Annotated in this window: 9 protein-coding genes; 4 read left to right on the top strand and 5 right to left on the bottom strand. The window is 69.8% G+C overall.

The window, feature by feature from the left end; all coding sequences use genetic code 11:
* Positions 1-67: 67 nt before the first annotated feature.
* A complete protein-coding gene (locus U9J41_RS01915; RefSeq protein ID WP_322399892.1) occupies positions 68-685 on the bottom strand; it encodes a TetR/AcrR family transcriptional regulator in 618 nt (205 codons plus the stop codon).
* A 90-nt stretch (positions 686-775) separates the two neighbouring features.
* Here U9J41_RS01915 and U9J41_RS01910 point away from each other — a divergent pair, with 90 nt between their 5' ends.
* Positions 776-2,257 carry a TolC family protein gene (locus U9J41_RS01910; protein ID WP_322399891.1) on the top strand — a complete coding sequence of 494 codons (1,482 nt, stop codon included), beginning with the start codon at positions 776-778 and terminating at the stop codon, positions 2,255-2,257.
* 12 nt (positions 2,258-2,269) lie between these two features.
* Here the strand turns inward: U9J41_RS01910 and U9J41_RS01905 are convergent, their stop codons facing one another.
* The gene (locus tag U9J41_RS01905) at positions 2,270-2,692 is read right to left on the bottom strand and encodes a DoxX family protein (protein ID WP_322399890.1); all 423 of its coding nucleotides are present in this window, start codon (positions 2,690-2,692) and stop codon (positions 2,270-2,272) included.
* A 257-nt stretch (positions 2,693-2,949) separates the two neighbouring features.
* Between U9J41_RS01905 and U9J41_RS01900 the strand changes: the two genes are divergently transcribed.
* Genes U9J41_RS01900 through U9J41_RS01890 form a run of 3 tightly spaced genes read left to right on the top strand, consistent with a single transcriptional unit; the run spans position 2,950 to position 8,056 of the window.
* Positions 2,950-4,719 carry an alpha-amylase family glycosyl hydrolase gene (locus U9J41_RS01900; RefSeq protein WP_322399889.1) on the top strand — a complete coding sequence of 590 codons (1,770 nt, stop codon included), beginning with the start codon at positions 2,950-2,952 and terminating at the stop codon, positions 4,717-4,719.
* A gap of 20 nt (positions 4,720-4,739) precedes the next feature.
* Positions 4,740-5,684 (top strand): PfkB family carbohydrate kinase, encoded by a 945-nt coding sequence (locus U9J41_RS01895; protein WP_322399888.1) that lies wholly within the window; start codon positions 4,740-4,742, stop codon positions 5,682-5,684.
* A 14-nt stretch (positions 5,685-5,698) separates the two neighbouring features.
* Positions 5,699-8,056, top strand: a complete 2,358-nt coding sequence (locus U9J41_RS01890; RefSeq protein ID WP_322399887.1) for an alpha-galactosidase — start codon at positions 5,699-5,701, stop codon at positions 8,054-8,056.
* A gap of 94 nt (positions 8,057-8,150) precedes the next feature.
* Here the strand turns inward: U9J41_RS01890 and U9J41_RS01885 are convergent, their stop codons facing one another.
* From U9J41_RS01885 to U9J41_RS01875, 3 genes are all read right to left on the bottom strand, one after another.
* On the bottom strand, positions 8,151-9,665 hold the full coding sequence (locus U9J41_RS01885; protein WP_322399886.1) for a tryptophan halogenase family protein: 1,515 nt from the start codon (positions 9,663-9,665) through the stop codon (positions 8,151-8,153).
* A complete protein-coding gene (locus tag U9J41_RS01880; protein WP_322399885.1) occupies positions 9,652-11,826 on the bottom strand; it encodes an alpha-galactosidase in 2,175 nt (724 codons plus the stop codon). Before U9J41_RS01880 ends, U9J41_RS01885 begins: the two co-directional genes overlap by 14 nt.
* A 99-nt stretch (positions 11,827-11,925) precedes the next feature.
* Complete coding sequence (locus U9J41_RS01875; protein ID WP_322399884.1) at positions 11,926-14,499, bottom strand: TonB-dependent receptor domain-containing protein; 2,574 nt, start codon at positions 14,497-14,499, stop codon at positions 11,926-11,928.
* Positions 14,500-14,547 lie beyond the last annotated feature (48 nt).

Raw genomic sequence — 14,547 nt, 5'->3', positions numbered from 1 at the left:
CTCCTTTGGCAAGAAAGCCCTCATTTTTATACTAGTGACCAAATAAGTCAATGGTCACAGCGACGAATTATGGCGCGAGACTCCTGAGGACGAGGTTGGACAGGTGCACGGTCGCGTCCTGGGCGCCGTCCAGGTTGTATTGCAGCAGCAAGGGACTGATATAGGGCTTCATGACGAGGCAGATGGCGTTCGCCGTCTCGTCCAGCGGCGTCTTGCGTTCGAATTCGCCGGACTCGCGCCCTTCGCGGACGATCCGCACGACGAGCTCTTCGACGTAGCGCTCGTAGGCGCGCACGGATGGCCAGGGCTCGAGGGCGGCCGTTGCCGCGATGTCGTACAGCTTGCGGTCGCCGAAGAAAAGCTGCGTCCCGGCGTCGACGAACGCCCGGAACATGCGGCGGAAGCGATCCGACGCGCTGGTAGCGTCCGCGATGGCGGCGTCGACGGCGCGGCGCATGTCGTCCAGGCGATTGGTACAGATGACTTCGCCGATAGCCTGCTTCGACTCGAAAAATTTATAGATGTACGCCTTCGAGAAGCCGATCTCCTTGGCGAGGTCCGACACGGTCGTCTTTTCATAGCCGTAGCGGGCAAAGTACTCGGTGGCGGCAGCGACGATCTGGCTACGGACGTCGTGGTCGGACGGGCCCCGGGTCGGGGGTGCGGTGTGGGCAGGTGTGTTCATGGCGATAGCTTAACGCGTAGCTCGGGAGTTTGACAAAATGTGACTAATGCGTATTATGGTCACTAGTCACCATATTTCGAAGGATACTCCATGTTCCCGATCCGCTTGCTCACGGCAGCCGCGATTGCCGTCACGGCGACAGGCTGCGCCGTCGGCCCCGACTACCGGCGTCCGGAGGCGCCCCTCCCGGACCACTACCTCGGCCAGGCCGCTGTCCCGCAGAAGCCGGCAACCGAACTGACGGCGTGGTGGCAGGCATTCGGCGACCCGCAACTGGCGGATGTCGTCGCGCAGGCGCTGGCGCGGAACCTCGACCTGGCCCAGGCCGCCGACCGGGTGGCCCAGGCGCGCGCCGGGCTGGGCGCGGCCAACGCGGCGCTGCTGCCGTCCGGGACCGTCGCCGGCTCCGCCACGCGCGCGTACCAGTCCGCCGAAACCCCGCTCGGCCGCGTCCTCGCCGCGACGCCCGGCAACGACCGCTGGGGCAACGCCTACGACGCGAACGTCGCGGCCAGCTGGGAAATCGATGTATCCGGCGGCCTGCGCCGCGGGCGCGAGGCCGCGCTGGCCGACTACCAGGCGTCGAAGGCGGACGCCGTCGCCGCCCGGCTCGCCGTGGCGGCGCAGACGGCGGACATCTACATCAGCATCCGCGGCCTGCAGGCCCGCCTCGACATCGCGCAGCGCCGGGTGCGGACGCGCCGCGACCTGCTCGCCAAGGTCGGGCTGTTGCACGACAAGGGCGTGGCGCCCGACTACCAGGTGCGCCAGTCGGAAGGCGAGCTGGCGCAGGCCGAGGCCACCGTGCCCGCGCTCCAGACCGGCCTCGATGCGGCACTGAACGCGCTGGACGTCATGCTCGGCACGCCGCCCGGCACGCACCGCGACGCATTGCGGACGCCCGCCGCCATTCCGGCGGCGCCGGCCATCGGCGCGATGGGCGCGCCCGCCGACCTGCTGCAGCGCCGGCCCGACCTGATCGCCGCCGAGCGCCGCGTGGCCGCCGGGAATGCGCGCATCGGCGCGGCGCTGGCGGAATACTATCCGCACGTGTCGCTCGGGGCATTGCTTGGCAGCGCGACGACCCTGTCGAGCGGGAACCTGTTCGGCGGCGGCGCCAGCCAAAGTGCGGCCGTGCTCGGCGTGCGGTGGCGGCTGTTCGACTTCGGCCGCATCGACGCCCGGATCGCCCAGGCCAGAGGCCGCGAAGCGGAGTCGCTCGCCGCCTACCGCCTCGCCGTGCTGCATGCGACGGAAGACGTCGAGAACGCCTTCTCGGCCCTGGCCAACCGCACGCGGCAGACGGCCGTCCTCGTGCGCGGCGAGGATGCGCTCGCGCGTTCGCGCGCGTCGTCGTTCGCGGCGTACCAGCGGGGTGCCGCGAGCCTGATCGACGTGTTGCGCGCCGACGAGACCCTGCTGCAAACGGCCGACGCCCGCGCCGAGGCGCAGACGGATGCGGCATGCGCCGCGGTGGCGGCCTACAAGGCGCTCGGCGGCGGCTGGGATCCCGACCTCACGCCGACGGGCATGGACAACGTGGCGGCCCTGCCGCCGGCGCCTGCCCGCTGAACCGCCAGGCCGTCAATTCCAGCGGCCGTCCGCCCCGCCGATACTGTAGCGCCCTGCCCCGAGCAGGGCCAGCGCCACCGCGCTGCCCAGGTACATCCCCTGCAATTCGAGCGCCCATCCGCCGGTCTCCGACAGCGAGAAGAACTGGCCCGTATGGACCAGCAGCAGCGCCACGATCATGTTGACGACGACGATCAGCGCGGCCGCGCGCGTCAACAGGCCGACCAGGATCAGCGCCGGCGCGACCACCTCGCCGATATAGACCAGGTAGCCCAGGCTGGCCGGCAGGCCGACCTTCGCGAGCATGCCGGCGACGAAGCCGACGCCCCCGATGACCTTCGACACGCCGTGAAACAGCAGCAGGATCGCAAGCACCACACGCAAGACCAGCCGGCCCGCGTCGCCCGTCGCGGGAATGCGCTTCGTCGTTTCCATGGCAACTCCTCGTAAGTAGACGCTCGTACGTACCGTCGGGTGATTGTACGCCGGACTGTCCACCGCGCGATATCGGGCCGGCAATTTCGCGGCCAGTCGAATGCAATCGTTTGCATTTAAAATGCCACACTAAAGCATCGCGAGCAGAAAATTCGCTGCAATTTCAATTGCAATCGATTGTAATTATTTCTTTTTTAGGAAATAATTGCCACACCGACGATGCGCGACCGTCTTTGCCAATTCTTGATGCGAGTTCCATGACCACGATGTCCGATCCGTTTTCCGCCATGCTGGACGCACTGCCCGCCGGGCTCCACGACACCCTGCAACGGCGGCTCAAGCGCCACGAAGGCATCCTGCGCGAACGCCTGCACCGCCTGTACGGCCACCTGCCCGGCCACGACGCGTGGTATGCCGCGCTGCTGGCCGAAGCCGGGCGCCTGGTGGCCGCGCGTCCCGCGGCGCTGCTGGCGCTCGACGGCGCGCGCGAACGGCAGCCCGACTGGTTCTGCGCTCCCACGATGCTGGGCTACAGCGCCTACGTCGACCGTTTCGGCCGCGACCTGCGCGGGGTCGCGGCCCGCATCCCGCACCTGCGCGACCTCGGCGTGACCTATCTGCACCTGCTGCCCTTCCTGAAGCCGCGCGCCGGCGAGAGCGACGGCGGCTTCGCGGTGGCCAGCTTCGACCACGTCGATCCGCGCCTGGGGACCATGGACGACCTGGAGGACCTCGCGGCCAGCCTGCGCGCGAACGGCATGTCGTTGTGCTCGGACCTGATCCTGAACCACGTCGCCGACGATCACCCGTGGGCAGCGGGCGCCCGCGCGGGCGACGAACGCCTGCGCGGCTTTTTCCACGTGCTGCCCGAACGGGAGCAGGTCGACGCGTACGAGCGCACGCTGGGCCAGGTCTTCCCCGACGCGGCTCCCGGCAACTTCACGTTCGATGCGACGATGGGCGGCTGGGTCTGGACGACGTTCTACCCGTTCCAGTGGGACCTGAACTACGCCAACCCGGCGCTGTTCGCGGCGGTGGCGGCGGCGCTGCTGCGGCTGGCGAATCGCGGCGTCGACGTATTCCGGCTCGATTCCACCGCGTTCCTGTGGAAGCGCCCCGGCACCGACTGCATGAACCAGCCCGAGGCCCACACGGTGCTGCAGGCGCTGCGCACCCTCGTCGCCATCGCGGCGCCCGGCGTGCTGTTGAAAGCGGAAGCCATCGTGCCGACGCGCGAACTGCCCGCCTACTTCGGCACGGCGGACGCGCCCGAGTGCCACCTCGCCTACCACAGCACGTTGATGACGGCCGGCTGGGCCGCGCTGGCCGAGCAGGACGCGGGGCTCGTGCGCGCCGTCGTCGACGGCACGCCCGCGCTGCCGCCGCATACCAGCTGGGTGACCTATGTGCGCTGCCACGACGACATCGGCTGGAAGCACCTGCAGCCCGAGGCCGGGAACATCGGCCGGCTGGCGGCGGTCGCCGATTTCTACAACGGCGGGCGCGGCTTCGCCGACGGCGTCGCGTTCCAGGGCGGCCTCGCGACGAACGGCACCGCTGCCTCGCTGTGCGGCTTGCGGCATGCGGACCCGGAGGCCGCCGTCCGCCGCGTCCTGCTGCTGCACGCGCTGGCGCTGGCCTTCGGCGGCCTGCCGATGCTGTACATGGGGGACGAACTGGGCATGGTCAACGACCACGACTACCTGCTCGACCCCGCCCGCGCGCACGACAGCCGCTGGGTGCAGCGCGCCGCGTTTCCCGCCGACACAGCCGCGACGGGGCCGATCCACGCCGGCTTGCGGCGCCTGATCGCGTTGCGCAACCGGCATCCCGACCTGGCGGCCGGCGTGCCGTGCGCGGCGCTCGACACGTCCGACCCGGCCCTGCTCGCGCTGGCACGCGGCACGCGCTTCCTGGGCCTGTTCAACTTTTCGGAGCGCGCCGTGGCGGCGGCGCCGGGCGGCCGTGTGCTGCGCCCGTGGGAGTGCGTCTGGCTGGACCGCGCGACCGGCCAGCCCTTGACCTGACAACGACAACAAGGATGGAGATGGAGCATTCAACAACAACGATCGCCGTGTTCGGCGAAGCGCTGGTCGACGATTTCGGCGACCACCAGGTGCTGGGCGGCGCCCCGTTCAACGTGGCGCGGCACCTGGCCGCGTTCGGCCAGGCCGCGCTGATGCTGACCCGGGTCGGCGACGATGCGAACGGCGGCCGCGTGCGCGCCGACTGCGCGCGCTTCGGCATGGACCTCGCCGGCGTGCAGGTCGACGCGGAACGGCCGACCGGCCGCGTGCTCGTCGAGCGCAGCGCGGACGGCGGCAACCACCGCTTCACGATCCTGGAAGACCAGGCCTACGACGCGATCGAGGCCGGTCCCGCGCTGGCCGCCGTCGCCGCGGCGGCGCCGGGCACGCTGTATTTCGGCACGCTGGCGCAGCGCGCGCCGCAATCGCAGCGGACCCTCGCCCGCCTGCTGGAGGCCGACACCGCGCTGCGCTACCTCGACCTGAACGTGCGCGCGGGCCACGTCACCGAACGCTGCGTGTACCGCTCGCTGCACGCGGCCGACGTCGTCAAGGTCAACGAAGAGGAATTGCAGGACCTGTTCGGCTGGTACACCCACCTGCGGCCGTCCACGGAGGACATGGGCGACGCCGAAGTGCAGAGCGCCTGCGCCACCCTGCTGCGGATCTTCAACCTGCAAGGGCTGATCGTCACGCTGGGCGCGCGCGGCGCCGTGTTCTTCGGCGCGGACGGCGCGTTCGTCGCGGCGCCGCCGGCGCGCATGCCCGGCACCCTGGTCGACACGGTCGGCGCGGGCGACGCGTTTTCCGCCGTGTTCCTGGTCGGCCGCGCGCGCGGCTGGCCGCTGGGAGAGACGCTCGTGCGCGCCAACCAATTCGCCGGCGCCGCGTGTTGCATCGCAGGTGCGGTACCATCCAGCCTGGACTTCTATCGCCCCTTCATCGATCACTGGCTCGCCGCCTGACACGAGGACCCTGCATGGACCAGACCACAACGACGACTCCACCCACCGGGCCCGCGCGGCCGCGCCGCCGCACCGTCCTGCAGGCGATGTTCGCGGGCCTCGGCGCGATCAACGCAAGCGCGGCGCTCGCGGATGCGGGCCAGCCCGCACCTGCCGGCAGCGCGGCCGCCGGCGCATCCGACACGGCAACGATCGCGTACGACCCGCAGCAGCGCACCTTCCACCTGCGCACGCCGTCCACCAGCTACATCCTGCAGGTGCTCGCGGGCGGCATGCTGGCCCACGTGTACTGGGGCCGCCGCCTGCACTCGGCCTCCTGGCCCGGCATGCGCAACGGCCACGAGGACGCCGTGGCGCCGGCCCATGCGGACCTCGGCGACCGCGATTTTTCGCCCAACACGCAGCCGCAGGAATTCCCCGGCTACGGCACCGGCGACTTCCGCCATCCGGCCTACCAGGTCCGGCTGGCCAACGGCACGACGGTCACCGATCTGCGTTATGCGAGCCACCGCATCGTCGCCGGCAAACCCCGGCTGGAAGGGTTGCCCGCCACCTACGTCGAGGGCAACGGCGAAGCGACCACGCTGGAAATCACGCTGCGCGACGCGCCGTCCGGCCTCGTGGCGGTCCTCAGCTACACCGCGTTCGCGGGCCATGACGCCATCGCGCGCTCGGTGCGCTTCACGAACGACGGCCGCACGCCGCTGCGGCTGGCGCGCGCGTACAGCGCCGCCGTCGACTTCCCGCACGCGAATTTCGAACTGCTGCACCTGTCCGGCGACTGGGCGCGCGAGCGCGAGATCGTCCGGCGCCGCCTGGAGCCGGGCATGCAAGGGATCGAAAGCCGGCGCGGCGCCAGCGGCCTGGAACACAATCCGTTCATCGCCCTGCTCGCGCCGGGCACCGGCGAAGACCACGGCGAGGTCTACGGCTTTTCGCTCGTCTACAGCGGCAGCTTCGCGGCCCGCGTCGAGGTCGGCCAGTACCGCACGGCGCGCGTCTCGATGGGCATCAACGACTTCGATTTCGAATGGCTTCTCGAACCGGGCCAGTCGTTCCAGGCCCCCGAGCTGGTGATGGTCTACAGCGCCGCCGGCCTGGACGCGATGTCGCGCACCTATCACGGCCTGTATCGCAGCCGCCTGGCGCGCGGCACTTACCGCGACAAGACGCGCCCGGTCCTGATCAACAACTGGGAAGCGACGTATTTCAATTTCGACGCCACCAAGCTCGAAGCCATCGCCAGGGCGGGCAGCGACCTCGGGATCGAATTGTTCGTGCTGGACGACGGCTGGTTCGGCAAGCGCGACGACGACCACTCGTCGCTCGGCGACTGGGTCGTCGACAAGCGCAAGCTGCCGGCCGGCCTCGCCGACCTCGCGGGACGCGTCAACAAGCTGGGGATGCAGTTCGGGCTGTGGTTCGAGCCCGAGATGATTTCCGTGAACAGCGACCTGTATCGCGCCCACCCCGACTGGTGCCTGCACGTGCCCGGCCACGACCGCACCGAGCAGCGCCACCAGCTCGTGCTGGACCTGAGCCGCAAGGACGTCTGCGCCCATGTGCTGGAAGCCGTCAGCGCCGTGCTGCGCTCGGCGCCCATCGCCTACGTGAAGTGGGACATGAACCGCAACATGAGCGAGATCGGCTCGAGCCTGCTGCCGCCCGCGCGCCAGCGCGAGACGGCGCACCGCTACATGCTCGGCCTGTACGGCATCCTCGACACGCTGACGAGCCGTTTCCCGAACGTGCTGTTCGAAAGCTGCGCGTCGGGCGGCGGCCGCTTCGATCCCGGCATGCTGTACTACATGCCGCAGACCTGGACCAGCGACAATTCGGACGCCATCAGCCGCCTGCGCATCCAGTACGCGACGAGCCTCGTGTACCCGCTGTCGGCGATGGGCAGCCACGTGTCGGCCGTGCCGAACCACCAGGTCGGCCGCGTCACGCCGCTGCGCACGCGCGGCAACGTGGCGATGTCGGGCAATTTCGGCTATGAGCTCGACCTGACGAAGATGGGGCCCGAGGACAAGGCCGAAATCAAGCGCCAGGTGGCGCAGTACAAGGCGTTGCGGGGCCTGATCCAGTTCGGCGATTTCCATCGGCTGCGCAGCCCGTTCGAAGGCAACGACACGGCGTGGATGGTCGTCGCGAAGGACCAGTCGGAAGCGTTCGTCGTGTACGTGCACGTGCTGGCGGAAGCGAACGCGCCGCTGGACTGGCTGCGCCTGCGCGGCCTCGATCCGGCCGCGCAATACGTCTGCGCGGCGGACGGCAAGACGTACGGCGGCGACCAGCTGATGTACGCCGGCCTGATCCTGCCGGCCATGAACGCCGACTTCCTCAGCACGAGCTGGCACCTGCGCCGGTAGGGTGGGCGTTCGAGGCCGGGGGCCGCAAACGAAACGTGCCCACGCGTGACGCCAACACGACGCAGACGTCACGCGTGGCGGAGGGCCGCCCACCCTACGGGCGGCGCGGTGCGGCGCAGTAGCGCGCGATGAAGTCCGCGTGCGTCGGCATCGCGTCCGCCGCACGCGCCATCGCGTCGCGCTGGCGCGCCAGCATCGCGGCGCCGTCCACGCCGCGCAGGTCGGCCAGCGGATCGTGGCGCCGCGGCCAGTTCAGCTGCCCCACGTGCACCGCGAGCCAGCTGGCGTTCCCGAACAGTTCCGGGCCCTCGCTCACCAGCCGGCCGTAGCGCCTGAAGTGCTCGATCTTGCGCGCCAGCGTGTCGGGGATGTCCAGCGCGGCGCAGGCCCGCCACAGCGGGCTGTCCGTGCGTTCCGTCAGCTTGTAGTGCAGGATCAGGAAATCGCGGATGCGCTCGTACTCGTTGACGCCGATCCGGTTGTATTCGTCGATGACGAACGGGTCGAAGTCGCGGTCGGGGAACAGCGCGAGCAGGCGCGAGATCCCCGATTGCACGAGGTGCAGGCTGGTCGACTCCAGCGGTTCCATGAAGCCGCTCGCCAGGCCCAGCGCGACGACGTTGCGGTGCCAGAAGCGCTTGCGGCGTCCCGTCACGAAGCGCAGCGCGCGCGGTTGCGCGAGCGCCGGACCGTCCAGGTTCGCGAGCAGCGTGCTCGCCGCTTCGTCGTCCGACAGGTACGTGCTGGCATAGACGTAGCCGTTGCCGACCCGGTGCTGCAGCGGGATCTTCCATTGCCAGCCGGCCGCGCGCGCCGTCGAGCGCGTGTACGGCGCGGGGTCGCCATCCGGCGCGCTGGACACGGCCATGGCGCGGTCGCATGGCAGAAAGGCGCTCCAGTCCTCGTAGCCCGTGTGCAGCGCCTCTTCGATCAGCAGGCCGCGAAAGCCCGAGCAGTCGATGAACAGGTCGCCCGCGATGGCCCTGCCGTCCGCGAGCCGCACCGCCTCGACGAAGCCGTCGGCGCCGCGCAGGTCGACGCCGACGATGCGGCCCTCCAGCCGGCGCACGCCGCGCCCTTGCGCGACCTCGCGCAGGTAGGCCGCGTACAGGCCGGCGTCGAAGTGGTAGGCATAGTCGAACGTGGACGCGACCTCGCGCGGGTCGCGCGACGGCTTGTCGAAGCGTCCGCGGCTGGCGGCGGCCCACGCCATCGCATACTCGTCCAGCGCCGGCGCGCCGGGCGCCGTGCGGCCGCGCAGCCAGTACTGGTGCGGCGGCACGGCATCGAACTGCATGCCGTGCGGGCCGAACGGGTGGAAGTAGCGCCGCCCCGCCCTGGCCCAGTCGACGAACTCGATGCCCAGCTTGAACGTGCCCTGCGTGCGGCGCAGGAATTCCGCTTCGTCCAGGCCCAGCGTCTGGTTGAAGATCTTGATGGGCGGGATGGTCGCCTCACCGACGCCCACCGTCCCGATCTCTTCCGACTCGATCAGCGTGACCGTGCAACCGTCGTTGACCACCGCCGACAGGGCGGCCGCCGCCATCCAGCCGGCCGAGCCGCCGCCGACGATGACGATGCCGCGCAATCTCCGGTCATTGGCCGTCACGGCGATCCTCCTGTTGCAGGCGCACGATCCACACCGTTTCGGCCTGGCCGCGCGGCACGGGCAGGCCGGCGTGGGCGAGCCAGGCGCCGCTGAACGACGCGCCGTCCGCGCCGCCGATCGCATCCAGCAGGGGCGCGCGCCGGCCCGTTTCCGGAACACCGTCGGGCCGAACTTCCTTCACGCGGTACCGCGCGCCGGCGTCCAGCATGGCCAGGCGCAGCGGCGGGGTGTAGCGGTGCGTGCTCGGCTCGCGCCTGACCACGAACAGCAGCAGGTCGCCGGCATCGCCGTGCGCCTGCCACTGCAGGCCGTCCTGCCCGTCGCCCAGCCAGACGCGCCCCGCGTGCAGCCGGTCGCGCAGCCGCTTGTACAGCGCGATCCAGGCCGCCAGTTCGGACGTCTCCGCCGCGCCCAGCGCGCGCACGTCGAGCTCCACGCCCAGGTGGCCCGGCAGGGCGACGGCCGCGCGGAAGGCCATCGCCTGGCTGCGGCCCGTCGTGTGGGCGGGCGCCGTCCCCACGTGCGCGCCCATGATCTCGGGCGGGAAGAATTGCAGGAAGCCGCGCTGAATGCTCGTGCGCGACACGGCGTCGATGCAATCGCTCGTCCAGACGCGGTGCGTGTGGCGCAGCACGGCGAAGTCGATGCGCCCGCCGCCGCCGGAACAGCTTTCGATTTCCACGTCCGGATGCGCCGCGCGCAGGCGCGCCAGCAGCGCGTAGAACGCGAGCACCTGGGCGCGGTAGCCCGGCCGGCCGTCGTGCAGTCCGGCCGTCGTGAGGTCGCGGTTGTGGTCCCATTTGATGTAGCGGATCGGATGCGCGGCGAGGAGCCCGGACATCCTGTCGAACAGGTAGTCGGCCACCTCGGGCCGCGCGATGTCCAGCACGAGCTGGTTGCGCGCCGTGAGCAGTGGCCGCCCCGCGAGCCGCAGCGGCCAGTCGGGATGGGCGCGATGCAGGTCGCTGTCCGGGTTGATCATCTCCGGTTCGAACCACAGGCCGAATTCCATGCCCAGGCCGGTCACGTGCGCGACCAGATCGCCCAGTCCGTCGGGGAATTTGGTCTCGTCGGGCCACCAGTCGCCTAAAGCGGCACGGTCGTGGTGGCGGCCGTGGAACCAGCCGTCGTCGAGCACGAAGCGTTCGATGCCGACTCGCGCCGCGGCGCTGGCCAGCTGCTTGACGGGCTCCGGATGCACGTCGAAATAAAAGCCTTCCCACGTGTTCAGGTGCACGGGACGGGGACGCATGCGGCCGCCCGGCCAGTCGAGGCGCGCGCGCAGCTCGGCGTGGAAGTTCGCGGCCAGGCCGTTCAAACCCGCATTCGAAAACGACGCCACGACCTCGGGTGTCTCAAGCGTGTGGCCCGGTTCCAGCCAGCCTTCGCCGGGCGCCAGCCATTCGCCGAGCTGCCACTGGTATTGGCCGTCGTGCAGCCATTCGATGGTCTGCTGGTGGTTGCCCGACCAGGCGAGGTGGGCGCCGTAGACCGCCCCACCGTCCGCGCCCGCGCCGGGCGCGCACACGACCGCGCCGGGAAAGCAGTCGTGCGACGTGCGGCCGCGCCGGTTCTCGCGCCGCCACAGGCTGCGCGACAGCGGGTCGACCTGCAGCATGAATTCGTGCAGGTGCTGGCCCGCGTACGACCGCACCGCCGCGCAATCGCCGGGCAGCGGCAGGGTCAGCGCCGCCAGCCACTGCACGTCCAGCGGCGTCGTGCCGAGATTCGTCAGCGCCGTGCGCGCGACCAGCACGTCGCTGGCGGCATCCAGGCGCAGGGTGATGTCGGCGCGCAGCTGCGCCACTTCGTCCGTCAGGTGCAGCACGACGGCGCGCCCCGGCTCGATCCACTCGACCGTGCACGCGCTGAACGCCTGCGCGAACGCGGTGCCGGCGCGGTGCGCGAGCAGCGCGCTCTGCCCGAACCAGCCGACGCCGAACGTCGGCAGCACGGTCAACGGCTGGTCGAAGTCGAGCATGAAGCTGGGCAGCGGACGGCCGGCACGCAGCGGGGCGCCGGGGACGACATCGTCGGGCAGGCGCGGGCCCCAGTAGCGCCACAGCGGCGCCTCGTCCGCATGCAATTCCAGCACGAGCGAGCTGTGAGTGCCGTGCAGGACGAGGTAATCGGCGGGTGAATCGGGTGTGTTCGCGTACATGGTCGTCCGGTCCGGAAATGGAAATGCCGCCCGCTGTCCGGGCTGTGGATGCCGCCTGTCCCCGTAGGGTGGGCACCACTGTGCCCACCCCACCAACGTTTAGAAAGCGTAGCGTATCGACACGCTGGCCGTGCGTCCCGTTTCCGGACGCGACGACACGACGCCCTGCGCGCCGATCGCGGCGCCCAGCGCACGGATCTGCGCCAGCGAACCCTGGTCGACGCCGCCCGAGAACGCGACCTTGTCGAACAGGTTGGTCACGTTCAGGCTCAGCGTCGTATTCGGCCCCACGTTGTAGTTGGCGAACGCGTTGACGAGGCTGCGGCCTTCCACTTGCAGCGTGTCCGCGTCATCCGACCACACCTTGCTCTGGCCGACGACCGTGAAGCCGACCTGCGCGACGCCGAAATCGTAGCGCGGCGAGATCGAGAACAGCCAGTGCGGCGTGCCGTGCGGCGTGTTGCCGACGGTGCTGTTGCCGGTCGCCTGGCCGACCAGGTCGGACGTGATCTTGAGGTCCGTGTAGGTGGCGTTGGCGTTCAGCGCGAAGCCGCCGATGCGCAGCACGGATTCCAGTTCGACGCCGTTCGAGCGGTAGCCCGTCTGGTTCAGCTTGGGGCCGATGGTGCGGGTCTGGTCGTAATCGAATTCGCTGACCGTCGTGTGGTACAAGGTCGAGAACAGGCCGAACGAACCCCAGTCGCGGTGGCCGCGGTATTTCAGGCCGATCTCCATCTGCTTGACCTGGGCGACGGCGGCGGCATCCGCGCCGGCCGCCAGCGCGCCCGTGTTCGGGTCGATGTTATTCGAGAACAGCAGGCGGTCCGCGATGGCGCGGCCGCCGCGGCTGATGCGGGCGAACGAGCTGACGTCCTTGTCGAACTGGTAGTTGGCGCCCAGCGAGTACGAGTTGTAGCCGACCTTGTAGTTGATCGGATGCGGATGCGCGGTGTCGATCACGTAGACGTTGCGCTCGGCGCCCGTGATGGCGCCGTTGCCGTCCACGTCGACGCCGCCCGCCACCTGCATCGGTCCAGTGTAGCTGCCGCTCGCCTTCACGCTGTCGTGGCGCACGCTGGCGTCGACGTCGAGCGGGCCGCTGGCATACGTCAGGCCGAGGTAAGGCGCGTCCGTCATGTAGTGCGCGTCGTAGTCGCGCGCGCAGCAGCCGCCCCACTGGTCGTTGTACCCGGTCAGGCCCATCGTGGTCAGCGCCGCGCCGCCGGCATCGCGGATGTCGATCAGCGCGCCGTCGCGGCCCACTTCCATCAGGCGGCCGCTGATCGACCACTGCTCGACGATGTTCTGGCTCGCGTGGTAATAGCCCGCCTTGCCGCCCACGGTGGCGCCGCCCACTTTCCAGTTGCGGCCGACGGACAGGTCGTTCGCATAGTGGCCGATGTCCGGCGTGCGCACGTCGATGGCGGCGCCGTTCGAGATATAGCCGGTGGCGAGGTTCGCCTGCGTCACCGCCTGGCCGACCTTCGCGCCGTTCGCGTAGACGGCGGTGGCGCCCGCGCCGAAGCCGGCCAGGGTGCCGGCCAAGGTGTCGAGGCCCCAGAACTGGCTCTGGAACGCGCCGCTCTGCGACGTGTAGCGGAACTTGTCGTCGACCGTGTAGCCGCCGTCGAACTGATTGTGGAATTCGAAGCCGATGGCGTTCGACTTGACCGAGATGCCCTTCGTCAGGTCGGCCACGCTCGCCGCCGTGCCGGCCGGGCCGACTTGCGGCGCGCTCGTGTTGTAGATCGAGTTCTGCGAATCGCGCAACACGTCGACGCCGGGGATGGCGGCGAAGCCCGACAGCGTGTTGCCGCTGATGTCGGCGCGGGCCGGCATGCTCGTATAGGTCGGCGCGTGGTCGTCAAGGGCCTTGAAGTTGACGCGGAACCAGCCCTTGTCGTTATTGAAGGTCTTGGTGATGTTGCCCTTGATCTGGTAGCCGCGTTCCGTGTTGTACGAGCTGGCGCGGGGGCCTTCGCCGTCGCGGTAGAAGCCGCCGATGTGGAAGCGCAGGTCCGGGCGGATATGGCCGCCGTATTCGAGGTCGGTGCGGTTTTCCGCGTAGTTCAGGCCATGCGACAGGGCGACGGTGCCGCCGTCTTCGTCGCCGGTCTTGCTGATGAAGTTGATGATGGCGCCCGGCGCGTGCGATGCGAACGTGGAGGCGGAGCCGCCGCGCACCGTCTCGACGTGATCGACGTTGGCGTCGTAGCGCAGCCAGTAGTCGTTGTTGGCGAAGTTCATGTCGCCGAATTCGACCACCGGCAGGCCGTCTTCCTGCAGCTGCACGTACTTCGAACCGCCGGACGCGATGGGCAGGCCGCGCACCGTGATGTTGGAATTGCCGCCCGGGCCGGCCGAGCTTTCGGCGCGGATGCCGGGGATCAGGTGCAGCACCTCGGCTTCGGAGCGCGGCGCGAAGTCGGCGATCTGCTGCGCGTCGACGTCGGTGACGGAAATCGAACTGCGCATCTTGCTCTTGCCGCCGGAGACACCGGTGACCACCACCGTGTTCAGGCCCAGCGTGTCGCCCTGCTTTGCCGCCGGCGCGCTGGCCGGCGCCGCCGCTTCCTGTGCCTGCGCCATCGGGGCCGCCAGTGCCGCCACGGCGGAGGCGGCGAAAATGGATTGGACGGCAGCGCACAGCGCACGCTTGTTGTAGTGCTTCATGAGGTCTCCTTCGTTCTCTTATTCGGGTGTGAACGCCTGCGATGCTTC

The organism is Massilia luteola, from assembly GCF_034420155.1.
In the GTDB taxonomy this organism is placed as follows: Bacteria; Pseudomonadota; Gammaproteobacteria; order Burkholderiales; family Burkholderiaceae_D; genus Telluria; species Telluria luteola.
This window is presented reverse-complemented; position numbering and strand designations above follow the sequence as displayed.

Excerpts from the sequence above, each read along its gene's own strand:
- U9J41_RS01910 (WP_322399891.1), top strand. The coding sequence starts at position 776 with ATGTTCCCGATCCGCTTGCTCACGGCAGCCGCGATTGCCGTCACGGCG.
- U9J41_RS01890 (WP_322399887.1), top strand. The coding sequence starts at position 5,699 with ATGGACCAGACCACAACGACGACTCCACCCACCGGGCCCGCGCGGCCG.
- U9J41_RS01895 (WP_322399888.1), top strand. The coding sequence starts at position 4,740 with ATGGAGCATTCAACAACAACGATCGCCGTGTTCGGCGAAGCGCTGGTC.
- U9J41_RS01900 (WP_322399889.1), top strand. The coding sequence starts at position 2,950 with ATGACCACGATGTCCGATCCGTTTTCCGCCATGCTGGACGCACTGCCC.
- U9J41_RS01880 (WP_322399885.1), bottom strand. The coding sequence starts at position 11,826 with ATGTACGCGAACACACCCGATTCACCCGCCGATTACCTCGTCCTGCAC.
- U9J41_RS01875 (WP_322399884.1), bottom strand. The coding sequence starts at position 14,499 with ATGAAGCACTACAACAAGCGTGCGCTGTGCGCTGCCGTCCAATCCATT.
- U9J41_RS01905 (WP_322399890.1), bottom strand. The coding sequence starts at position 2,692 with ATGGAAACGACGAAGCGCATTCCCGCGACGGGCGACGCGGGCCGGCTG.
- U9J41_RS01915 (WP_322399892.1), bottom strand. The coding sequence starts at position 685 with ATGAACACACCTGCCCACACCGCACCCCCGACCCGGGGCCCGTCCGAC.